Source organism: Nocardiopsis ansamitocini, assembly GCF_030268225.1.
Lineage (GTDB): Bacteria > Actinomycetota > Actinomycetes > Streptosporangiales > Streptosporangiaceae > Nocardiopsis_D > Nocardiopsis_D ansamitocini.
This window is the reverse complement of record NZ_BSQG01000005.1, coordinates 215,877-236,301: the sequence shown is the minus strand read 5'-3', so window position 1 is coordinate 236,301 and position 20,425 is coordinate 215,877. Positions and strand designations below refer to the sequence as shown.

The following is a 20,425-nucleotide window of genomic DNA, read 5'->3' as shown; positions in this document are numbered from 1 at the left end:
GCCCAGGGTCGTCCTTTCGCCCGAAACCGTTCCCGACTTTCGTCGGTGCCCTGCAACACCATCGGGAAGCAGAGCGTCGGCCGATTGCGCCGCTACCTGCCCGGATACGGGCCATCGACTTTCGTCACCCGCGCGCCACGCCTTTGAACAGGGATTCTTTGGCTGCTCATCCGCTCGTAGAATCCCGCTCATGGTGTGGCGATGGATGCAACGGACGGCCGCGCCCTGGAAGTGGGGCCGGACGCACCGCTACAGGGTGGCCGACGTCTGCTGGGCGATCGGCTTCTTCCCCTTCGTGATGCTGGGGATGGCCGGCGGATTCGGTTCCACCCTCGGCAACGGCATACTGACCTTCAGCCTTTTCGCCGGCGATTCGGGCAGTGTCCTGCCCCGTCTGCTGGTCGTCACGTATGCGCTGATCCTCCTGCTGGTCCTGCCGACCGCGGTCGCCGTCACGATCATGCTGCGCCGCTCGCGGCCCATCTGGCTGCTGGCACTGAGCCTGGCGCTGCTGCTGCTCTTCGGCAATTTCGTCCCGCTGTCCATCGCTATCTACAGCTACGCGGTCTGGTCCGCTGACCGGTTCCGGCTGGTGTCCTGGGCAATCGCCTACTTCCTGGCGCTGGTCGTCGTCTACTGGGAGCAGCCTTTCGGGACCACCCTCTTCACCGTCAGCTTCTCCCTTGTCCTCCCGCTGGTCCTGGGGCTGTGGGTGGGGACCCGGCGTCAACTCGTGGACAACCTCCGCGACCGTGCCGCGCGGCTGGAGCGCGAGCAGAACCTCAAGGCCGAGACCGCGATCGCAGCCGAGCGGACCCGAATCGCCCGGGAGATGCACGATGTGGTGGCCCACCGGGTCAGCCTGATGGTCCTGCACGCCGGCGGACTGGAGGTGTCGGCCGGGGACGACGCGACCGTGCGGACGGCCGGACTGATCCGCACCACCGGACGGGAGGCGCTGGCCGAACTGCGGGAGATCCTTGGGGTGTTGCGGGACGACCAGACGGCAGGCGCCCCCACTGCTCCCCAGCCGATGCTCAGCGACCTCGCCAAACTGATCAACGATTCGCGTGCTGCCGGTGTGGAGGTGCGGTGGCGGACCACCGGAACCCCGCGCCCTTTGGCGGCCCAGCTGGAGCGCACCGCTTACCGGGTGGTCCAGGAAGCGTTGACCAACGTTGCCAAGCATGCCCCCAACAGCCCGGCGAGCCTGCGGCTGGACTACGGTTCCTGCGACCTGGAGGTGGTGGTGGTCAACGACCCGCCGTCGACGGGCGCAAAGGAGAGCCCGCCCAGCAGTGGGTACGGCCTGGCGGGGTTGCGCGAGCGCGTCACCCTGGCCGGCGGTACGCTCGCCGCGGGGCCCCACCCCGACGGTGCGTGGCAGGTGCGCGCCGTCCTGCCGTTGGTGGAGGCAGCGCGGGCCGAGGGCCCGTCGACCGGAGAGCAACCATGACGGGGGCCGCGTGATTTCGATCGTTTTGGTCGATGACGAACAGTTGGTGCGTTCAGGACTGCGGATGATCCTGGACTCCGCCCCCGATCTCGAAGTCGTCGGCGAGGGGGCGGACGGAGCCGAAGCGCTGGAACTGGCGGCCCGGCTCGCCCCCGACGTCATTCTGCTGGACATCCGGATGCCGGGGATGGACGGGCTGACCGCTGCGGCCCGACTCGCCGAGTTGCCCGGATCGCCCAAAGTCATCCTGTTGACCACTTTCGACCTGGACGAGTACGTGCACGCGGCGCTGCGCGCCGGGGCGATGGGTTTCCTCCTCAAGGACACTCCGCCCCGGGACCTGATCACAGCGGTGCGCACCATCGACGAGGGCAATGCGATGCTGGCCCCCAGTGTCACCAAGCGGATGCTGGAGCGTTTCGCGGCCCAGGCTCCTGCGGCAGGTGCGGACCAGGCTGCTCGGCGGCTGGACGTGCTGAGCGAACGCGAGCGCGCCGTCCTGGTGGCTGTCGCCCGGGGCATGTCCAATGCCGAGGCGGGGCGGGAACTCGGTATGCGCGAGGCGACGGTGAAGGCCCATGTGAGCCGAATCCTGGCCAAACTGGACATGAGCAACCGGGTGCAGGCCGCGATCTCGGCCCACGATGCCGGCTGGGTGTGAGTCGGATCGGAACCGGTGTCTTCGTAACAGTGGCGACACATGAAGGTCACGTATAAATAACGCCTGGAGTGGGTGGTGGTGACCGGCGCGTCCTAAGGTGGTTCCGTGTGCACCGCGGTGGCCGTGTCCGGCCGTCTCGGGCCGAGGTTGTTCGAGCCGCAGAAGGGCAGTGCCGTGGCCGTTGTGGTCAGCCGCTTTGACTCCATTGTCGCAGGGACGGGAGTCGAGGGGCGCCTGCGCGCCGCCGCCGTCGAGGTCGTGGTCGCGGCGGTCGCCGGACCGGTGGCCGTTTTTCCCGGTCGGAGCGAGCGCGAACTCTTCCACGGGTTGATCGAGCAGGGCCAGCGCAGCGGTGTCTTCGCCGATCAGGTTGCCGGGGACGTGGTGGCCGACTTCTTCTTCGGTTCGGTGCGTTCGCTGCGCACCTGGTTCCAGCCGCGGGGGGAATGGACGCCCGCGGCGGCGGGAGAATACTACGCGCGGTTGCTCCTCGACGGCCTGCGTCCGGCCGCCTCCTCGATCGCTCGATAATTGTGGCCCGCGACGCTTTTCTCTTCTCCTCGCGGTCCTCCCGGTCGTGACCCTCTGGGGTATATTGCGCTACGCCCGGTAGTAGATACCGGTCGGTCGGTATGTGATGGGGGGAACTGTGAGCGGAGCCAACCCACCCGGGCTCGACCTCGAACGGCTGAGAAGGTACCTGGACAAGGCACGCCCCGGCCTGGTGGGCGAAACGTTGACCGGGCGACTCATCGAGGGAGGCCGCTCCAACCTGACGTATGCCATCACCGACGGCGTGCACCACTGGGTGGTGCGCCGGCCACCGTTGGGCCACGTCCTGCCCACCGCACACGACATGGCCCGCGAGTACCGCGTCATCACCGCCCTGGCCGCCACCCCCGTTCCGGTCCCCGCCACCCGGCTGCTGTGCACGGACGAATCGGTCATCGGTGCGCGTTTCTACGTGATGGACCTCGTCCCCGGCACTCCCTACCGCGACGGCGCCCAACTGGCGGCCATCGGCCCCCGGCGCACTCACGCTGTTCTGCTGCGGCTCGTGGACACCCTCGCCGAACTGCATGCGGTCGACCCGGTTTCCGTGGGGCTCGCCGACTTCGGGCGTCCCGACGGCTTCCTGGAGCGGCAACTGCGTCGCTGGAGCAGACAACTGGCCGCCTCGCACAGTCGCGACCTCGCCGGTGCCGAGGAGCTTCGCGCCCGGCTCGCCGCGGGTCTTCCGCGGGAACGCGCCGCGGCGATCGTCCATGGGGACTACCGCCTGGACAACGTCCTGGTGGATGACGCCGACCGCATTACGGCCGTTCTGGACTGGGAGATGTCCACTCTTGGCGACCCGCTCACCGATCTCGCCCTCGTCCTGGCCTACAGCAGCGCGGAACTCCCCGAGGACATCGGGGTGAGCAGTGTGCGTCGGGCCCCGGGATTCCCGGGGAGTCGGGAGATCGTCGCCCGTTACGTCGAGCGCTCCGGGTGCGATGTCGACGACCTCGCCTGGTATGTGAGCTTCGCCTACTTCAAGATCGCGGTGATCCTGGAAGGCATCCACTACCGGTTCATCCACGGCCAGACCGTAGGAGCCGACTTCGAGCGGGTCGGCACCGCCGTGCCCGCCCTGATCGCCGCGGGCATCGACCGTCTCGACGCGCACTGACGGGCGGGCTGGTCGTGCCGGACGTCCGGCGAGGGGCGTGATCGCCCGGTCCACACGCTTGTCCCAGCGGTGATCTGAGTCTCCGTACCGGGTTCCCCGACGGTGCTCAGCGGCCGTGTCGCGGGGCAAATGCCGTGTCGGTGCAACCGAATCCGCCGATGTTCCCGGGGCCTCGGTTGGGACTACCCATCGGTAGCTGGATAGCCTGCTGTCCGTTCTTCACACGATACGCAATGTCTGCGCTGCTCTGCAGCGACTTCGGAGGTGCCGTTCATATGTCTCGCTCGGTTCTGGTCACCGGCGGCAGCCGGGGGATCGGCCTGGCCATCGCCCGGGAGCTCAAAGAGGCCGGCGACGACGTCGCGGTGACCTACCGCTCGGGCGAGCCTCCCGAGGGTCTCCTGGGTGTCCAGTGCGACATCACCGACACCGCCCAGGTCGACGCCGCCTTCAAGCAGGTGGAGGAGGAGCAAGGCCAAGTGCAGGTCCTGGTCGCCAACGCCGGCATCACCAAGGACCAGCTCCTCGCCCTGATGAGCGAGGAGGATTTCTCCTCGGTGGTCGACACCAACCTCACCGGTTCCTTCCGCGTCGCCAAGCGTGCCGTGCGCGGCATGATGCGCAAGCGCACCGGCCGCATCATCTTGATCTCTTCCGTGGTGGGACTGCTCGGCTCGGGCGGCCAGGCCAACTACTCCGCCTCCAAGGCCGGCCTCGTCGGTTTCGCGCGTTCCCTCGCCCGCGAGCTCGGCTCGCGCAACATCACCGTGAACGTCGTGGCGCCCGGTTTCATCGAGACCGACATGACCGCCGCGCTTCCCGAAGACCGCCAGGTCGGCATCAAGAAGAACGTGCCCCTGGGCCGCTTCGGCTCCGCCGACGAGATCGCCAAGGCCGTGCGCTTCCTCGCCAGTGACGACGCCGCCTACATCACCGGCGCGGTCATCCCCGTCGACGGCGGCCTCGGCATGGGCCACTAGGCGCCCCCCGTCGGCTTCGGCCGCCCCTGATTCCGCACGGCAACTATCGAACAAGGACAAAAACCGCCAATGGGAATTCTTGAAGGAAAGCGCATCCTGGTCACCGGGGTGCTCACCGACTCCTCGATCGCCTTCCACGTGGCCAAGCTCTGCCAGGAGCAGGGCGCCACGGTCGTGCTCACCGGATACGGTCGGCTCAGCCTGGTCAACCGCATCGCCCAACGGCTGCCCGACACGCCCCCCGTGCTGGAACTCGACGTGACCGACGAGGGCCACCTGGAAAGCCTCGCCGGACGTATCGCCGAGCACGTGGACGGCCTCGACGGCGTCGTGCACTCCATCGGCTTCACCCCCCAGGACGCGTTGGGCGGCAACTTCCTCAACACCAAGTGGGAGGACGTCGCCACGGCCATCCACACCTCGACCTTCTCGCTGAAGTCCCTCACCACCGCGGTGCTGCCGCTGATGAAGGACGGTGGCTCGGTGGTGGCGCTGGACTTCGACAACAGCGTCTCCTACCCGATCTACGACTGGATGGGCGTGGCCAAGTCCGGCCTCACCTCCACCGCGCGCTACCTGGCCCGCTACCTCGGCGAGCAGAACATCCGGGTCAACCTGGTCTCCGCGGGCCCGCTGAGCACCATGGCCGCCCGCAGCATCCCCGGCTTCGACCAGCTGGCCTCGGCGTGGCCCGAGCGCGCCCCGCTGGGCTGGGACACCACCGACCCCGAGCCCGCCGCCCGCGCCGTCGTCGCGCTGCTCTCGGACTGGTTCCCGGCCACCACCGGCGAGATCGTGCACGTCGACGGAGGGTTCCACTCCACCGGCGCGTAGTGTCCAGCACCACCCGGCCGCGGGTACCCGCCACCACTCGGGTACCCGCGGCCTTTGCCTGACCCACGGTCACCGACAGAGGGAGACGACAATGGACTTGGGACTCGACGGAGCAAGGGTCGTGGTCACCGGCGCCAGTCGCGGCATCGGCCGTGCCATCGCCCAGACCTTCGCCGACGAAGGCGCCGACCTCGCGATCTGTGCGCGCTCCCCGGAGCCGCTCACCGAGGCGGCCGGGCAACTGCGCGGCACGGGTGCCACGGTCGTGGATCAGGCGCTGGACGTCACCGACGAGGCGGCCCTGCGCGCCTTCGTCGCCCGCGCGGCCCATGAACTGGGTGGAATCGACATCGTGGTATCCAACGTCTCCGCCGGCAGCAGTGCGTCTCCCGACCAGTGGCAACGGAATTTCAGTACCGACCTCATGCCCTTCGTCCACCTCGTGGACGAGGCCGAGGAGCACCTGGCGGCCTCCGCCCGGGGCGGCTCGGTGGTACTGATCTCCAGCACCTCGGCGCTGCACACCTCCGCTCCGTCCGGACCGAAGGCGTACGGCCCGCTCAAGGCAGCACTCAACCACTACGCGGCCGGTCTGGCCCGCACGCTCCCTGCCCGAGGGGTGCGCGTCAACACCGTCTCCCCGGGGCCCACCGAGTTCGAGGGAGGCGGCTGGGCCCGGCGTCGGGAGACCGACCCCGACTTCTATGCCGGCATCCGCTCCCGTATCCCCAGCGGTCGCCTCGGCACGGCCGAGGACGTCGCCCGTGCCGTGGTGTTCCTGGGCTCGCCGGCGGCCGAGTACATCACCGGGACCAACCTGGTCGTGGACGGCGGTTTCCTGGACCGTGTGTGACGCACGTTTCCCGGAGGCTCAGCTCTCGCGCAGGATCTGCACCAGCCGGGTGTGTCGTTCGGGGGCGGTCGCGTCGCGCACCGCCCCCGACAGCGCGGGAGCGTTGGCGGTCACCACACAGACGTGGCTCTCCCCCCTGGTGAGCGCGGTGTAGAACTGCGCACGCGACACAGGGGCGTCGGGACCGTAGACCAGGATCGCTGCGGGCCAGGTCCCGCCCTGCGCGGCGGGGACGGTGATCGCCCAGCCCGGCCGCAAGTGGGCCGGCACCGAGACGGTGACGGTACGTCCGTCGACCAGTTCCACCGCGGCGCCTTTCTCGCCCACCGCACCCAGCACGCCTGCGTCACCGGGGAGGTACCCGGGCCCGCTTCCGGCGAGCAGGACCCGGTCGCCGGGGTCCAGACCGGCCACCGCGCCGGGGCCGGGATTGAAGTGCGCCTTGCACGCGGCGTTGACGGCGTCCGAGCCGGCCTCCCCGGTGCGCTCGGCCGTGATGATCTGGACGTGCTCGGCGGCGATCCCGAACGCACGCGGAACGGCATCGGTGATCAGCTGGACCGCGCGGTGCGCGGCCTCACCCGCGGAGGCCGCCGGGACGACCACGACCTCGCGATCGGGAGCGTGGACGTCAGTGGGGTCGAACCGGCCGTCGGCGACCTCCGCGGCCAGGAGCACCTGCGGGCCCGGAGCCGGGTCGCCCGGCAGCACGGCCACGGCCGCCACCCGTGAGGTGATCAGGTCGTCGACCAACTGTCCGGGCCCCACCGAGGGGAGCAGCCCGGGGTCGGCCACCAGCACCAAGTGGGTATCGTCGCCGCAGGCCGCCACCAGCGCCGCGGCCGTCTCGGTGTCCAGGGCGGTGGCGTCGGTGAGGACCACGAGCCCCGCTTCTCCGGGACCACCCGCGTCCAGGAGTCCGGCCACCGTGCCCGCCCGTACCGCGGAGTCCGCCAGCCTGAGGTTCAACGCGGCGGCACCGGATGCGGTCGGCGCTGCCACCACCAGGCCGACCTGGCTCTCCTCCGCGATCGCCGAGGCGTAGCGCACGGCGTCGGCGATGGTCGCGTGCGAGCCCGCCCCGTGCACGAGCACGCTCACGCCCCGCAACGCGACGGTGACCATTGCCGCGGCCGTCTCGGGCAGCAGCTCCCGGTCGAGCGAGGCAGCCGCGGCCTGCACGGTCTCCACGGCCGTTGCCGAGTCCATGATCGGTTCTGCACTGATGAGCCGCAGCAGGCCCTCGCCCAGCTGCTGTTCGGCCAGGCCCAGTCCGTCCAACGCCAGAAAGCGTTCGGCATCGGGCATCTCGGGGGAATCCTCGCCGAACTCGTCGTCGTCGGCGGAGTCGGGGAACACTTCGACGAGCTGCACGTGCGGCCCGTCGGTCGCTGCGCTCATGGCCGCGTCGACCGAGCGCACCTGCTGGTCGCGCAGGGCGCCGGCCACCCGGGCCTCGGCCAGGGCGGTGTGCCCGCTGCGCGCTGCGCGACGCAGCAGATGGGCCACCAGTGCGCGGCCGCGCCGGGGGTCGTCGGGGTGTGCGGCGTCACCCAGCAGCGTCCGCGCGCAGAAGTCCGCCTGCTGCACGGTGACCGCGGGCAGCTCCAGCAGGCGCCAGGGGTCGGCGGTGAGCTCGTGGGCCGCAGTGGGTCCGAACACGGCCACCAGGCGCGGCGCCAGTTCCGCGGGGGCGCCCATCCGTGCCAGCACCTGCCGGGTGCCTTCGGCGGCGTCGTCCGCTGCGGCGGGCGGGGGCGGCGATGACGGGTCGACCACGGGAACAGACCTCACTGGTGTGCTGGCGTCGGACATGGGCTGCGGGGCGAACCCCGATGGGCGAGCCTATCGAGAACCGCCCACCGGACCGCGCGAAACGTCTCCGGGGGCGCGTTCGCGGGTCACGAGCATGCGTCGAACCTGGTGGGTGCCGTTGCCCCGCCGATGCCGCGGTGTACGTCCAAGGGTGCCACTGTTCGCGCGCTTGCGCCGGACCACCGCGTGAACTGTGGACGATCGGGTCCGGTCGCGGGTCAGTGGGCGGTCGCGGCCGATGCGTCGGTCAGGGCCTCACGAATCTCTCGGGGCAGTGTCACCGTCTCGGCCGCCAAGATCTCGCCCAGTTGGGTCGCGGTGCGCGGGCCCACGGTCGCGGTGGCCACGTGCGGCTGGTCGCGGACCCAACTGAGCGCGACCGCCAGCGGAGAGACACCCAGGCCGTCGGCAGCGGTGCACACCGACTCCACGACGCGTCTGCTGTGCTCGTCCAGGTAAGGCTCGACGTAGGGCGCCATGTGCGGCAACGCTCCGCGGGAGTCGCTGGGCACCCCGTTGCGGTATTTGGCGGTCAGCACACCGCGCCCCAGCGGGCCCCAGGCGATCATCCCGACCCTGGAGTCGGTGGCCGCGTCCAACAGCCGGCTCTCGCAGCGGCGGTTGAGCAGCGAGTACTCCGTGCCGACCGAGATGATGGGGGAACGCCCCTGGTCGCGGCCGGCCGCCTGCCACGTGGCGTACTTGGCCAGCTGCCATGCGGCCACGTCGCCCACCCCGACGTAGCGGACCTTGCCCGAGGCGACGGCCGCGTCCACCGCCGACAACGTCTCCTCGACCGGGGTGTCTGGGTCGTGCACGTGCAACTGCCACAGGTCCACGTGCTCGACCTGCATCCGGCGCAGTGAAGCCTCCAAGGAGGCCATGAGGTGGCGCCGGGAGGTATCACACGGGCGTTGGCGGTCCGGAGTGTGCCCCACCTTAGTGGCGATTATCACATCGTCGCGACGCACTACCGTGCGGAGCAGGCGGCCCACAATGCGTTCGCTGTGGCCGCCGGTGTAGATGTCGGCCGTGTCGATCAACGTGCCGCCCGCGTCCACGAACGCGGCGAGCTGATCGCCCGCCTCTTCCTCCTCGGTGTCTTTGCCCCAGGTCATCGTCCCCAGGGCGACCCGGGAGACCCACAGGCCAGACCCGCCCACCTGTCGCTGTTCCATGGCGCGGAGAGTACCGCTTCGCGTGCGTCGGCACAGCTCGACGTGCGGTACGACCCCCATGCGGCCCCCGCGCCGCCGTTCGGGCGACCGGCGCGCTTCACCACTCGTTCACCGTCCGTCCGCGCCCGAATTCGCGGGTCGGGGCGCCGAGGGGCGGACGGAGTAAGCTGCCGGGGTCTTCCCACCCACTCCTCCCGCGGCACCCGCGTGGCAGTGTCCATATCTCCAGGAGCCGAACCAGCCGTGTCCATCATCGAGGCCATCGTCCTTGGGCTTGTCCAGGGACTGACCGAGTTCCTGCCGATCTCCTCCAGCGGCCACCTGCGCATCGTCGCGGCCTTCTCCGGATGGCCCGACCCGGGTGCGGCGTTCACCGCGGTCAGCCAGATCGGTACCGAACTCGCGGTGCTGATCTATTTCCGCAAAGACGTCTGGAACATCATCAGCACCTGGTGCCGTTCTCTGGTCGTCAAGGAACTCCGGCGCGACATCAATGCCCGTATGGGCTGGTACGTCATCCTGGGCAGCCTGCCCATCGCCATCGCCGGGCTGCTGTTCGAGGAGCAGATCGCCGAACCCTTCCGCGACCTGCGCCTCATCGCCCTGACCCTCATCGTCTTCGGCGTGCTGCTGGGCATCGTGGACCGTTACTCCCGCAAGCACCGCGAGCTCACCGACCTCACCGCCCAGCGCGGCGTCGTCTTCGGCCTCTTCCAGATGCTCGCCCTGGTCCCGGGCGTCTCCCGTTCCGGAGCCACCGTCACCGGCGGGATGCTGCTGGGCTTCAAGCGCGAGGCCGCGGCCCGGTACGCCTTCCTGCTCGCGATGCCCGCGGTCTTCGCCTCGGGGGTCTACAAGCTCAAGGACATCGGCGGTGACGAATACGCCGGAGTCGGTGCCACCATCGTGGGCACCGTGGTCGCCTTCGTGGTGGGCTACGCGGTCATCGCCTGGTTCATGCGGTTCATCTCCACCAACAGCTTCATGCCCTTCGTCTACTACCGCATCGTGCTCGGCGTGCTCATCCTGACCCTCGTCAGCTTCGGGGTGCTCACCCCGGAGTCGGGAGCGGATGCCTCGTCGGGAGAGGTCACCGTCCAGGAGCAGGGCACCGAGACCGCCGTCCCCGCGGATTCCTGACCGGGGCGGGGACGTCCCGGGACAGGGGTGTTTCCCCGGCCCGCCTGCTTATATGGTCTGGTGATGAGCACCCCACACGATCGCGCCTCCCGGCGATGGGCCTCCCCCTTGGGGAGCGAGGCGGACCCCGGTTTCCTCGCCTCGTTGGGCGGCAGTGCCACGCCGTTGTCGGTCCTTCGCCTGCTCTCCGTGGCCATGGCGGGTGTGATCCCGCTGATCACCGGGGTCATGGTCGTCGTCATCGGGGTGGAGTTCGCCTTCACCCCGATCGCCATCGCGCTTCCGGCCGTCGGGCTGGGCGCGGTGGCCGCGGCGTTCCTGCTCCGGCCGGCGCCCCTGGACACGGACCTCACCCCGGGGGCCGCTGGGCATCAGGCGGTCCTCAGGGCCAACTCCACGACCCTGGTCCGCCTCGCGTTGTGCGAGGCCGCTGTGATGCTCGGTCTGGTCGGGGCGTTCCTGGGCGAGATGAGCCTCACCCCGCTCCTGGCCGGGGCGGTCATCTCCCTGCTGGGTATGGCCATGGTCGCGCTGCCCACCAGGTCCACCATCGAGGAGTACCGCGAGCGCCTCGAATCCCGAGGGGCCACCTCCTACCTCTGGAACGGTCTCACCGATCCCGACCGTCCGCGAGCCGGCGACGAGGTCCCGGGCCAGTGAGCGGCACGCGAACCGCGACCCTGGTGCTGGTCCGGCACGGACTGACCCCCCTCACCGGTTCCGCCCTCGCCGGATGGACCCCGGGCGTGCACCTGGACGAACGCGGGCGCGCCCAGGCCGCCCGGGTCGGTGCGCGACTGGCCCCGATCCGCTTCGACGCGATCGTGTCCAGCCCGCTGGAGCGCTGCCGCGAGACCGCCCAGGCGATCGCGGACGCGGCCGAGGCCGCCCCCGCGATCACCGTCGACGAGCGCTTCGGGGAGTGCCACTACGGCGAGTGGACCGGACGTCCGCTGGCGGAGCTGGCCCATGAGCCGCTGTGGCAGGTCGTGCAGTCCCATCCCAGCGGTGCGCGCTTCCCCGGCGGGGAGAGCCTGGCCGAGACGGCCCACCGTGCGGTCGCGGCGGTACGCGACCACAACACGCGTCTCACCGAGCACACGGAGCATCCGGTCTACCTGGTGTGCAGTCACGGTGACGTGATCAAGGCGATCCTCGCCGACGCACTCGGCCTGCACCTGGACCAGTTTCAGCGCCTCAACGCCGACCCGTGCTCGCTCAGCGCGGTGCGTTACACCGCGTTCCGCCCGTTCCTGCTGCGCCTCAACGACCTCGGGGAGTCCCTGTCGGGACTCCAGGTCGGTGGGGCGGCCGGCTCTACCGACGCAGTGGTCGGCGGAGGCGCAGGCGAAGGCTGATAGAACAGTTCCCAGCCGGTTTCCCGTCCCCGCACGCGCGGGGCCGTCACCATGCCCAGCCAGCGCAGACCATTCCCGGAGCCTCAGCGATGCCCGTGTTCCAGTACGACCCGCCCGAACGATTCGTGGCCGGCACCGTCGGCCAGCCAGGGGAGCGCACCTTCTTCCTCCAGGCCGTCGGCGATGGCCGTGTCACCAGTGTTGCCCTGGAGAAAGCGCAGGTCACTGCACTTGCGGAACGGGTCGGGGAACTCTTGGACGAGGTCCGGCGCCGCTTCGGCGACGACACCGACCTCGACGCCACGGCGGGAAGCGACGATGCTCCGCTGGAGCAGCCGATCGAGGAGGACTTCCGGGTCGGCACGATGGCTCTGGCCTGGGACTCCGACACCAGGCGCGTGGTGATCGAGGCCCAGCAGATCCGCGAGGTCGAATCGGGCGGGGAACCCACCACGGAAGAAGAGGTGGAGGCATTCGCCGACACCGAGACCGCCCACGACGTCCTCCGCGTCTACCTCACGCCGGCCTTTGCGCGGGCTTTTGCCGGACGGGCGCTGCGCGTCGTGGCAGCCGGGCGTCCCAACTGCCCCCTGTGCGGTGGACCGTTGGACCCCGAGGGGCACATCTGTCCGCGCCAGAATGGGTACAAGCCTGTCGGGCTGAACTAGGGCACGAAGAAAAACGGGGGGCCGCATGACAGCGTCGTCGCCGTCCGATCGCCGCACCGCAGCCGACTTTCTGGAGCTTCTCCGAGCCGGCCACATCCAGGTGCTCGGGCGGTTGACCGGCGCTTCCAACACCACCCTCTACTGCGAGGTCTCCTCGGGCCTCGACAGTGCCGCCTGCGTGTACAAACCGGTCGCGGGGGAGCGGCCGCTGTGGGACTTCCCCGACGGCACGCTTGCCGGCCGGGAGGTCGCGGCGCACGCGGTGTCGGAGGCGCTGGGCTGGGCGGTGGTCCCGCCGACGGTGTACCGCGACGGCCCGCACGGGCCGGGGATGGTGCAGTTGTGGACCGAACCCGACCCGGCGGTCGACCTCATCGCGCTTGCCCGCGACCTCGACCATCCGGGGCTGCGCCGGATGGCCGTTTTCGACGCCGTCATCAACAATTCCGACCGCAAGATCGGACATCTGCTGCCGGTCCCGGACGGCCATCTCTACGGCTGCGACCACGGGGTCGCGTTCGCCGAGGACTACAAACTGCGCACCGTGCTGTGGCAGTGGGCCGGGGAATCCCTGCCCGAGGGAGCGCTGGAGCGGCTGAATTCCCTGCTCACCCTGCTCACCACCCCCCACAGCGACCTCGCGCGGACCCTGGAGCAACACCTGACGGGGCCCGAACGCTACGCCACCCGCCGGCGGGTCGAGGTCTTGTGCGAGCACGATCTGCACCCCTACCCCTCCCCGGACTGGCCGGCCGTCCCCTGGCCGCCGATCTGACCGCTGCCGGCGCGGGACGTGCCCGCGCCGGCCGGCCGCACCACGCGACCGCCGCCGAAGGTCAGGAAGCGGTGTCGCGCGCGAAGAACCAGTCGTCCACAATCCGCACGACGGTGATCAGCGTTGCCGCGACCCCCGCCACCACCAGGGCGGTGGTGAGCTTCGCGGGGTCGCTGACGTCCAGGGCGAAGAAGGTCCGGCCCGCCGGGGTGAGCAGCGCGGTCAGCAACAGCCCGGCCATCGCCCCCACCAGCACCACCTTCCACCACACGTAGGGTTTGGCCACCAGCAGCAGCACCCACAGCGTCGTCGCGCACAGCGTCACCACGACCGCTGTCCGGTCGGTGAGGTCGGGTGTCCTCGCGCCTTCGAGCACCATCAGATAGGTGGTGATCGCTGCGAATCCGCTGATCAGGCCGGCTGGTACCGCCAAGCGCAGGGTGCGCTTGACGAACCCCGGCCGGGCACGTTCGTTGTTGGGGGCCAGCGCCAGGAAGAACGAGGGGATGCCGAACGTGACCGCGTTGATCAACGTGGCGTGCCGGGGCAGGAACGGGTAGGCCACAGCGAGCACCCCGACGACACTGGCCATCGTCATGGAGTACACGGTCTTGGTGAGGAAGAGGTTGGCGACGCGCTCGATGTTGCCGATGACGCGGCGCCCCTCGGCCACCACGTACGGCAGGGTGGCGAACCGGTTGTCCAGCAGGACCAGTTGGGCGACCGATCGGGCCGCCTGGCTTCCCGACCCCATGGCGACGCCGATATCGGAGTCCTTCAGCGCCAGGACGTCGTTGACGCCGTCGCCGGTCATGGCGACGGTGTGTCCCCGCTCGCGCAGCCCGCGCACCATGGAGCGTTTCTGCTCAGGCGAGACGCGGCCGAAGACCGTGCCCTCCTCGACCCGGTCGGCGAACGCCGCGGCCTCGGTGGGCAGCTTCCGCGCGTCCACCGGATCGTGGGCGCCGGGGAGTTCCAACTCGGCGGCCACCGCTCCCACCGACACGGCGTTGTCGCCGGAGACCACCTTGACCTCGACGTCCTGGTCGGCGAAATAACGCAGTGTCGCCGCCGCGTCGTCCCGGATGCGCTGCTCCAGCACCACCAACGCCACCGGGGTGATCACGGTGGGGGCGGCGTCGGCACTGACCCGTTCGGGGGCGGCTGCCAACAGCAGCACCCGAAGACCCGTCGCACCGATCTCCTCGGCCTGGTCGGCCACCGCACTACCCGGTGCGGCCAGGACGTCGGCCGCCCCCAGGACCCAGTTGCGCCCGCCCTCGGGAGTGGCGAAACTGGCGCCGCTCCACCTGCGCCCCGAGGAGAACGCGGCGATGGACGTGGGCTCCCAATCCGGGGCCTGCGGGTACGCCTCGGCGATGGCCAGCATGCTCAGGTTGGGGCGCGGGTCCACCGCGGCCAGGGCGGCGAGCACTTCGCCGACCGGGAAATCGTGGGTGTCGCCGAGCTGATGGATCCGCGACAGCCGCATACCGTTCTCGGTGAGGGTGCCCGTCTTGTCGGTGCAGACCACGTCCACCCGGGCCAGGCCCTCGATCGCGGGAAGCTCCTGGACCAGGCACTGGCGTCGTCCCAACCGGACCACGCCAACGGCGAACGCGATGCTGATCAGCAGCACGAGTCCTTCGGGCACCATCGAGACCAGCGCGGCCACCATGCCGCGCAGGGCGTCGGGTACGGGGCCGTTGATGAATCCGTCGGTGACGGCGGCGTCACTGGTGACCTGGCTGCCCAGGTACAGCTGACTGTAGATCAGCAGAGCCCCCACGGGCAGGAGCAGCCAGGTGATGAAGGTCAGGATCCGGTTGACGCCCGCGCGCAGCTCGGAGTTGACCAGTCCGAACCTGCCCGCCTCCTCGGCCAGGCGCGCGGCGTAGGCGTCCCGGCCGACCTTCGTCGCCCGAAACCGCCCACTGCCGGCGACCACGAAACTGCCCGACAGGATCGGGTCACCCGGCTGCTTCACCACGGGGTCGGCTTCTCCGGTCAGCAGCGATTCGTCCACCTCCAGGCCCGCGGAGGAAAGCACGACCCCGTCCACGACGGCCTGCTCGCCCTGACCGAACTCCAGGACGTCGTCCAGGACGACGCCCTGGGTCGACACCTCCGTCACCTCGTTGTCGCGCACCACACGGGGGTGGGCGGCGTTGACGATGGCCAGCGCGTCCAGGGTGCGTTTGGCGCGCAGTTCCTGGATCACGCCGATCAGTGTGTTGAAGACGATGACCAGAGCGAACAAGCCGTCCTGGAGCGGGCCGATCACCGCGATGACGGCGAACAGCACCGCGACCATCGCGTTGATCCGGGTGAACACGTTGGCTCGGACGATCTGCCCGAGACTCCGGCTCGCCCGGATCGGAACGTCGTTGCCCAGCCCTGACGCCAGCCGGCGCGCTGCCTCCGCGGAGCTGAGTCCCCGCACGTCCTGTGCTGCGACCGCCGCTGCTCCACCCTGCTGGACCATCCGGTCTCCATCCGTGAATTGCCTTCTGGGGCCAGCGGCGGCGTCTAGAGGACGCGGCCGGGCCGGGGTGCTCACGCACCGGAGGTCTGAGCTTATGAGACCGGTGGCTTTCGCGTGTTCGCGCGAGCATTGTTTTCCACCCTGGCCAGAGCCGGGGCCGGCCCTGGCTCTTTCATTCGGTCGGCCCGTTATCCGGCGCTTATGGTGGGTGTGTCTCTTGCGTTAAGGAGTGCTCGGATGTGCACCGTCATCATCGGCTTCGACCCGGCGTCGCCCGTCCCGCTGGTCGTCGCAGCGCTGCGCGACGAGATGACCGACCGTCCCTTCGAGTCGCCGGGCGCGCACTGGCCCAGTAGCCCAGGACTGCTCGGCGGACGCGACCTGCTGGCCGGTGGGACATGGCTGGCGGTCTCGACGCAGGGTTCCCCCCGCGTCGCCGCCGTCCTCAACGGACGGCTCGACACCGCGCACACCGCTGGTCGGCGCCCCGTACTGGACCGCACCGTCGCCCCTGACATCCCGCGCCGCAGCAGGGGCGAGCTCCCCCTCCTGGCAGCACGCACGGGTGAACTCGGGCTCTCCCCCGACCAGTTGCGCGCATTCGACCCGTTTCACCTGATCATCGCGGACAGCGAAGCTGCGGCCCTGCTCAGCTGGGACGGGACCGGGCTCGCGCGCCAGGCGCTCGCCCCGGGGGTCACCATCGTCGTCAACAACGGTGTTGACCCGGCCGAGCCGCGCGCCGCCCGCAACACCCCGCTGTTCGAGCGCACCCGTCCGGTGCCGGGCGCCACCGTCCTGGCGTCGGCCGGCTCGGTCGGAGCCGTCTGGGGGGCCTGGCCCGGCCTGCTCGACGGTTCCGTACGCGACGGGGCGCGCACCGCCGGCACCGGTTCGGGGACCGACGACCCCGCAGCCCTGATCACCCGGGTCGAACTCATGGACGGCAGGGTGTGGGCCACCGGGTCGATCACCCTGTTGGCCTGCGCGCCCACGGCGCTGCGCTACGCCTTCAGCGACCGGCCGGGCGACCCGACCGCCTGGCGGATGATCCGCTGATCCGTCGAACGCTGCCCCGGTAAACCACTGTCGCCAGGCAGACGTCTGTTAGTCGAGCCAGTTGAGGCAGGACCGAAAAAGCCCCAGTCGGAAGGGTTGCGTACTCGAAGTGACCAATCGCGGAGCGCACGCGCGCCCGGGCGGCCCCAACGGCGGTGCGGGCCGGGCCAAAGCCGCGCTGGCCTGGGAGCGCGCGGCCTACTGGCTGCTCTACGTGGTCGCGCTGGCGGCCACCCTGTGGCACTGGAGTCACGACAACCTGGGACTGTCGGTGCTGTGCCTGGGGGCGGTCGTGGCGAGCATGGCGATGGTCGCCCTCTCCTCGCGGCCGCCCGACACGCCCTGAGTGCCTCCCACGAACACATCCGCCGCCCGATCCGATTCCCACGACGACTGGGGCGTTCGTCTCCCTAGGTCAGATGCCATGCTGGGCCGATTCCGCCCAGACGGGCAGATAGTCTCTTGCTCATGCGTTCTTGGTCTGCGCCCGAAACCGTCGCCCTCCCCGGAAACGGCGGGCCGCTCAGCGTCCACGACACCGTCACCGGCACCCTGCGCACGACAACCCCCGACCGTACAGCGCGACTCTACGTCTGCGGGATCACCCCCTACGATGCCGCACACCTGGGGCACGCCTTCACCTACCTCGTCTTCGACCTGCTCAACCGGGTGTGGCGCGATGCCGGCCATGACGTGGACTACGTCCAGAACACGACCGACATCGACGACCCCCTCCTGGAACGGGCCGCGGCCACCGGCGAGGACTGGCGGGCCCTGGCCGAACGCGAGATCCAGGTGTTTCGTGAGGACATGACGGCCCTGCGGATCCTGCCGCCGCGCGCCTACGTCGGAGTCGTCGAGTCCATCGACCTCATCGCCGATTTCGTCGCCCGCCTGCGGGAACGGGGCGCGGCCTACGAACTCGACGGTGACATCTACTTCTCCGCCGCCTCCTCCGAGGGCTTCGGCTCGGTCAGCGGCCTGGACCGCGACCAGATGCTGCACCTGTTCGCCGAGCGTGGCGGCGACCCCCAGCGCCCCGGCAAGAAGGATCCCCTGGACTGGCTGTTGTGGCGTGCCCAGCGTCCCGGAGAGCCTGCCTGGGATACCCCGCTCGGCCGTGGCCGTCCCGGCTGGCACGTCGAGTGCAGCGCCATCTCCCTGCACGAGCTCGGCATGTCCTTCGACCTCAACGGCGGCGGCGACGACCTCGTGTTCCCCCATCACGAGATGGGCGCGGCCGAGGCGCGTTGTGCGACCGGTACCGCCCCGCACGCGCAGAACTACGTGCACGTGGCGATGGTCGGCCTGGACGGCGAGAAGATGTCCAAGTCGTTGGGCAACCTGGTCTTCGTCTCGCGGCTGCGCGCCGACGGGGTGGACCCGATGGCGGTACGCCTGGCCCTGCTCGAACACCATTACCGCACCGCCTGGGAGTGGGGCGACACCTCCCTGGACGAAGCCCGTGCCCGCCTGGAGCTCTGGCGTTCCGCCGCCGCCCTGCCCGCTGCACCCGACGCCGCTCCACTGCTGGCCGAGGTGCGTGCGGCGCTTGCCGCCGACCTCGATTCGCCCGCGGCGCTGCTGGCCGTCGACACCTGGGCGAGGAGAGCACTGGCCGAGCCGCACGGCGACCCCGCAGCCCCGGCCCTGCTGCGCGACATCGTCGACACCCTCCTGGGTGTAGCGCTCTGACCCGTGCGGTCTCTCCAGGCCGCTGCGATCGCCCGCCCCCCGGGGAGACCGACCGTGCGCCGCGCAGTCGCGGGCACGGTCGGGGGAGCCGCCGAACCGTCATCACGCGATGGCGTTCCGTGATGTCATATCCCTATGACAACCCCCACCAAGAAGAGCGGCGCCGCCGCTCTCATCCACACCTTCATCAGTACCGGGGACTCGCTCTCCGACCGGGCCGATCTCGCCCGCTTCCTCCGGGAGCAGCGGCTGGCCACCGAGGGGGCCATCCCCATCACCCTCGCCGACCTCGACGAGGCGATCGCCCTGCGCGACGGACTGCGCGCCCAGTTGAGCCACGCGGCAGGGGGCCCCGGCGATCCCGAGGCCGTGGCCCGTGCCCAGCGGGTGCTCGACGGATTGCGTGTGACCGTGCGCCTGGTGCCGGGTGAGGCGGCGTTGTCGCCACTGGCCCCGGCCGTGGTCGACGAGGTGCGGCGCGGCCTGGCCCGGATCGCCGGCGCCTGGGCCGCGGTACTGGCCACGGGGGAGTGGCGCCAGATCACCCCGGGCTGACGGCAGGGAGGATCCGGCCCCGTGGGGGCCGGATCGTGCCGTCTGGCGGGCGGGCGCGGAGCCGGCCAGTCGGTTCCCGGTCGAATCGGGCGCGGCCGCAGGGAAAACGGGGCCGGGCCCGGTGGAGAAACCCCACCGGGCCCGGCCCCTGGACCCAAGAACCGCTAGGATCCCTGGCCGCGTCGCTTCAAATAGCGTTCGAACTCCCGCGCGATCGCCTCGCCCGTCGCCTCGGGCAGCTCCGAGGCGTCCTTGGCCTCTTCAAGGCTGCGCACGTACCCGGCGACGTCCGAGTCCTCGGCCGCCAACTCGTCCACCCCGCGCTCCCAGGCCCTGGCGTCCTCGGGCAGCTCGCCCAGGCGCACGGTGAGGTCGAGGGTGTCCTCGACCCGACGCAGCAACGCCAGGGTTGCCTTGGGGCTGGGCGGCTGCGCCACGTAGTGCGGTACAGCGGCCCACAACGAGAACGTCTCCACACCCGCTCGGCTGAACACGTCGTGCAGCACGCCGATGATCCCCGTGGGGCCGTCGTAGGTCGTCGGCTCCAGGTTCATCGTCTTGGCCAGTTCGGGATGGGAGAACACGCTCGTCACCGGCACCGGCCGGGTATGCGGCACGTCCGCGAGCAACGCGCCGAGCAGGACGACCCGGCGCACTCCCAACTCCTGCGCCACCGACAACAGGTCGCTGGCGAACCCTCGCCAGCGCATGCTCGGCTCCGACCCCCGGACCAGCAGCACATCCCGCCCGCCGGGCGGACGCGACACCGACACCTTCACCCCCGGCCATCGGATGGACTGGCTGTTGCCGTCGACCGACTTCACCCGCGGCCGCGCGACCTGGAAGTCGTAGTAGTCCTCCGAATCCAGAGAAAGAAGTTCTTCGGAACCCCACGTGGTGGCCAGGTGCTCGACGACGGCGCTGGCCGCGTCACCGGCGTCGTTCCACCCCTCGAACGCGGCCACCATCACGGGCTCGACGAGCTTTCCGACGCTGTCGAGCTCAGGCACAGGCCGTCTCCTCACATTCCGGGCGCCACTGGTGGGTCACCCGGTCGACACCACCGACTGCCATCCGGCCGTTCCGCGAACCCAAGTCGCGTCGGCGGCGAACTCATCCGACGACGAAGTCGAACGCGGCTCGGCCGGTCCCGACCACCCTATGTCCAACGCCCCAGTGGGCGCAGTGGGCGAGCACCAAGTGTGTGCCCCTCCCGTACAACGACACGGTGTCGGGTCGAC

20 protein-coding genes are annotated in these 20,425 nt (G+C 70.2%); 16 read left to right on the top strand and 4 right to left on the bottom strand.

What is annotated here, in order from left to right:
* The first annotated feature begins 190 nt into the window (after positions 1-190).
* The 7 genes from QSJ59_RS15975 (at position 191) to QSJ59_RS15945 (ending at position 6,456) form a co-directional block, all read left to right on the top strand.
* On the top strand, positions 191-1,456 hold the full coding sequence (locus QSJ59_RS15975) for a sensor histidine kinase (protein WP_285760361.1): 1,266 nt from the start codon (positions 191-193) through the stop codon (positions 1,454-1,456).
* Between the two features lie 10 nt (positions 1,457-1,466).
* Positions 1,467-2,117: a response regulator gene (locus QSJ59_RS15970; RefSeq protein ID WP_285760360.1), complete on the top strand. Its 651-nt coding sequence runs from the start codon at positions 1,467-1,469 to the stop codon at positions 2,115-2,117.
* A gap of 105 nt (positions 2,118-2,222) precedes the next feature.
* Positions 2,223-2,648: a TetR-type transcription factor C-terminal domain-containing protein gene (locus QSJ59_RS15965; protein WP_285760359.1), complete on the top strand. Its 426-nt coding sequence runs from the start codon at positions 2,223-2,225 to the stop codon at positions 2,646-2,648.
* Between the two features lie 106 nt (positions 2,649-2,754).
* Complete coding sequence (locus QSJ59_RS15960; RefSeq protein ID WP_432707491.1) at positions 2,755-3,789, top strand: phosphotransferase family protein; 1,035 nt, start codon at positions 2,755-2,757, stop codon at positions 3,787-3,789.
* 275 nt (positions 3,790-4,064) lie between these two features.
* A complete protein-coding gene (gene fabG / locus QSJ59_RS15955; protein WP_285760357.1) occupies positions 4,065-4,769 on the top strand; it encodes a 3-oxoacyl-[acyl-carrier-protein] reductase in 705 nt (234 codons plus the stop codon).
* A gap of 69 nt (positions 4,770-4,838) precedes the next feature.
* The gene (gene fabI / locus QSJ59_RS15950; RefSeq protein ID WP_285760356.1) at positions 4,839-5,603 is read left to right on the top strand and encodes an enoyl-ACP reductase FabI; all 765 of its coding nucleotides are present in this window, start codon (positions 4,839-4,841) and stop codon (positions 5,601-5,603) included.
* A 91-nt stretch (positions 5,604-5,694) separates the two neighbouring features.
* Positions 5,695-6,456 (top strand): SDR family NAD(P)-dependent oxidoreductase, encoded by a 762-nt coding sequence (locus tag QSJ59_RS15945; RefSeq protein WP_285760355.1) that lies wholly within the window; start codon positions 5,695-5,697, stop codon positions 6,454-6,456.
* An 18-nt stretch (positions 6,457-6,474) separates the two neighbouring features.
* Here QSJ59_RS15945 and QSJ59_RS15940 read toward each other — a convergent pair whose 3' ends face one another.
* A complete protein-coding gene (locus tag QSJ59_RS15940) occupies positions 6,475-8,235 on the bottom strand; it encodes a helix-hairpin-helix domain-containing protein (RefSeq protein ID WP_285760354.1) in 1,761 nt (586 codons plus the stop codon).
* Between the two features lie 254 nt (positions 8,236-8,489).
* Positions 8,490-9,449, bottom strand: coding sequence for an aldo/keto reductase (locus tag QSJ59_RS15935; protein ID WP_285760353.1), 960 nt, complete (start codon positions 9,447-9,449; stop codon positions 8,490-8,492).
* A gap of 243 nt (positions 9,450-9,692) precedes the next feature.
* On the opposite strand from QSJ59_RS15935, the gene QSJ59_RS15930 reads away from it, so the two are divergent.
* The 5 genes from QSJ59_RS15930 to QSJ59_RS15910 all read left to right on the top strand — a co-directional run bounded on the left by QSJ59_RS15930 (position 9,693) and on the right by QSJ59_RS15910 (position 13,390).
* On the top strand, positions 9,693-10,589 hold the full coding sequence (locus tag QSJ59_RS15930; RefSeq protein ID WP_285760352.1) for an undecaprenyl-diphosphate phosphatase: 897 nt from the start codon (positions 9,693-9,695) through the stop codon (positions 10,587-10,589).
* Positions 10,590-10,652: 63 nt separating this feature from the next.
* Positions 10,653-11,249, top strand: a complete 597-nt coding sequence (locus tag QSJ59_RS15925) for a hypothetical protein (protein WP_285760351.1) — start codon at positions 10,653-10,655, stop codon at positions 11,247-11,249.
* Positions 11,246-11,947 (top strand): MSMEG_4193 family putative phosphomutase, encoded by a 702-nt coding sequence (locus QSJ59_RS15920; RefSeq protein ID WP_285760350.1) that lies wholly within the window; start codon positions 11,246-11,248, stop codon positions 11,945-11,947. Before QSJ59_RS15925 ends, QSJ59_RS15920 begins: the two co-directional genes overlap by 4 nt.
* 89 nt (positions 11,948-12,036) lie before the next feature.
* Positions 12,037-12,615 (top strand): DUF3090 domain-containing protein, encoded by a 579-nt coding sequence (locus QSJ59_RS15915; RefSeq protein WP_285760349.1) that lies wholly within the window; start codon positions 12,037-12,039, stop codon positions 12,613-12,615.
* A 25-nt stretch (positions 12,616-12,640) separates the two neighbouring features.
* The gene (locus QSJ59_RS15910; protein ID WP_285760348.1) at positions 12,641-13,390 is read left to right on the top strand and encodes an SCO1664 family protein; all 750 of its coding nucleotides are present in this window, start codon (positions 12,641-12,643) and stop codon (positions 13,388-13,390) included.
* A gap of 61 nt (positions 13,391-13,451) precedes the next feature.
* Here the strand turns inward: QSJ59_RS15910 and QSJ59_RS15905 are convergent, their stop codons facing one another.
* Entirely contained in the window at positions 13,452-15,875 is a 2,424-nt protein-coding gene (locus QSJ59_RS15905) for an HAD-IC family P-type ATPase (RefSeq protein ID WP_285760347.1), read from the bottom strand.
* Between the two features lie 237 nt (positions 15,876-16,112).
* Between QSJ59_RS15905 and QSJ59_RS15900 the strand changes: the two genes are divergently transcribed.
* The 4 genes from QSJ59_RS15900 (at position 16,113) to QSJ59_RS15885 (ending at position 19,184) form a co-directional block, all read left to right on the top strand.
* Entirely contained in the window at positions 16,113-16,934 is an 822-nt protein-coding gene (locus QSJ59_RS15900) for an NRDE family protein (protein ID WP_285760346.1), read from the top strand.
* A 109-nt stretch (positions 16,935-17,043) separates the two neighbouring features.
* A complete protein-coding gene (locus QSJ59_RS15895; protein ID WP_285760345.1) occupies positions 17,044-17,280 on the top strand; it encodes a hypothetical protein in 237 nt (78 codons plus the stop codon).
* A gap of 116 nt (positions 17,281-17,396) precedes the next feature.
* Entirely contained in the window at positions 17,397-18,629 is a 1,233-nt protein-coding gene (mshC, locus tag QSJ59_RS15890; RefSeq protein ID WP_285760344.1) for a cysteine--1-D-myo-inosityl 2-amino-2-deoxy-alpha-D-glucopyranoside ligase, read from the top strand.
* A 135-nt stretch (positions 18,630-18,764) separates the two neighbouring features.
* Positions 18,765-19,184 (top strand): ABATE domain-containing protein, encoded by a 420-nt coding sequence (locus QSJ59_RS15885; protein ID WP_285760343.1) that lies wholly within the window; start codon positions 18,765-18,767, stop codon positions 19,182-19,184.
* A 164-nt stretch (positions 19,185-19,348) separates the two neighbouring features.
* Here QSJ59_RS15885 and QSJ59_RS15880 read toward each other — a convergent pair whose 3' ends face one another.
* Positions 19,349-20,194: a PAC2 family protein gene (locus QSJ59_RS15880; RefSeq protein WP_285760342.1), complete on the bottom strand. Its 846-nt coding sequence runs from the start codon at positions 20,192-20,194 to the stop codon at positions 19,349-19,351.
* Between the last annotated feature and the right edge of the window lie 231 nt (positions 20,195-20,425).

Bases quoted from the DNA above. Each gene is read 5' to 3' on its own strand.
- QSJ59_RS15975 (WP_285760361.1), top strand. From the start codon at position 191: ATGGTGTGGCGATGGATGCAACGGACGGCCGCGCCCTGGAAGTGGGGC.
- QSJ59_RS15960 (WP_432707491.1), top strand. From the start codon at position 2,755: ATGGGGGGAACTGTGAGCGGAGCCAACCCACCCGGGCTCGACCTCGAA.
- fabG (WP_285760357.1), top strand. From the start codon at position 4,065: ATGTCTCGCTCGGTTCTGGTCACCGGCGGCAGCCGGGGGATCGGCCTG.
- fabI (WP_285760356.1), top strand. From the start codon at position 4,839: ATGGGAATTCTTGAAGGAAAGCGCATCCTGGTCACCGGGGTGCTCACC.
- QSJ59_RS15945 (WP_285760355.1), top strand. From the start codon at position 5,695: ATGGACTTGGGACTCGACGGAGCAAGGGTCGTGGTCACCGGCGCCAGT.
- QSJ59_RS15935 (WP_285760353.1), bottom strand. From the start codon at position 9,449: ATGGAACAGCGACAGGTGGGCGGGTCTGGCCTGTGGGTCTCCCGGGTC.
- QSJ59_RS15925 (WP_285760351.1), top strand. From the start codon at position 10,653: ATGAGCACCCCACACGATCGCGCCTCCCGGCGATGGGCCTCCCCCTTG.
- QSJ59_RS15915 (WP_285760349.1), top strand. From the start codon at position 12,037: ATGCCCGTGTTCCAGTACGACCCGCCCGAACGATTCGTGGCCGGCACC.
- QSJ59_RS15910 (WP_285760348.1), top strand. From the start codon at position 12,641: ATGACAGCGTCGTCGCCGTCCGATCGCCGCACCGCAGCCGACTTTCTG.
- QSJ59_RS15905 (WP_285760347.1), bottom strand. From the start codon at position 15,875: ATGGTCCAGCAGGGTGGAGCAGCGGCGGTCGCAGCACAGGACGTGCGG.
- QSJ59_RS15900 (WP_285760346.1), top strand. From the start codon at position 16,113: ATGTGCACCGTCATCATCGGCTTCGACCCGGCGTCGCCCGTCCCGCTG.
- QSJ59_RS15885 (WP_285760343.1), top strand. From the start codon at position 18,765: ATGACAACCCCCACCAAGAAGAGCGGCGCCGCCGCTCTCATCCACACC.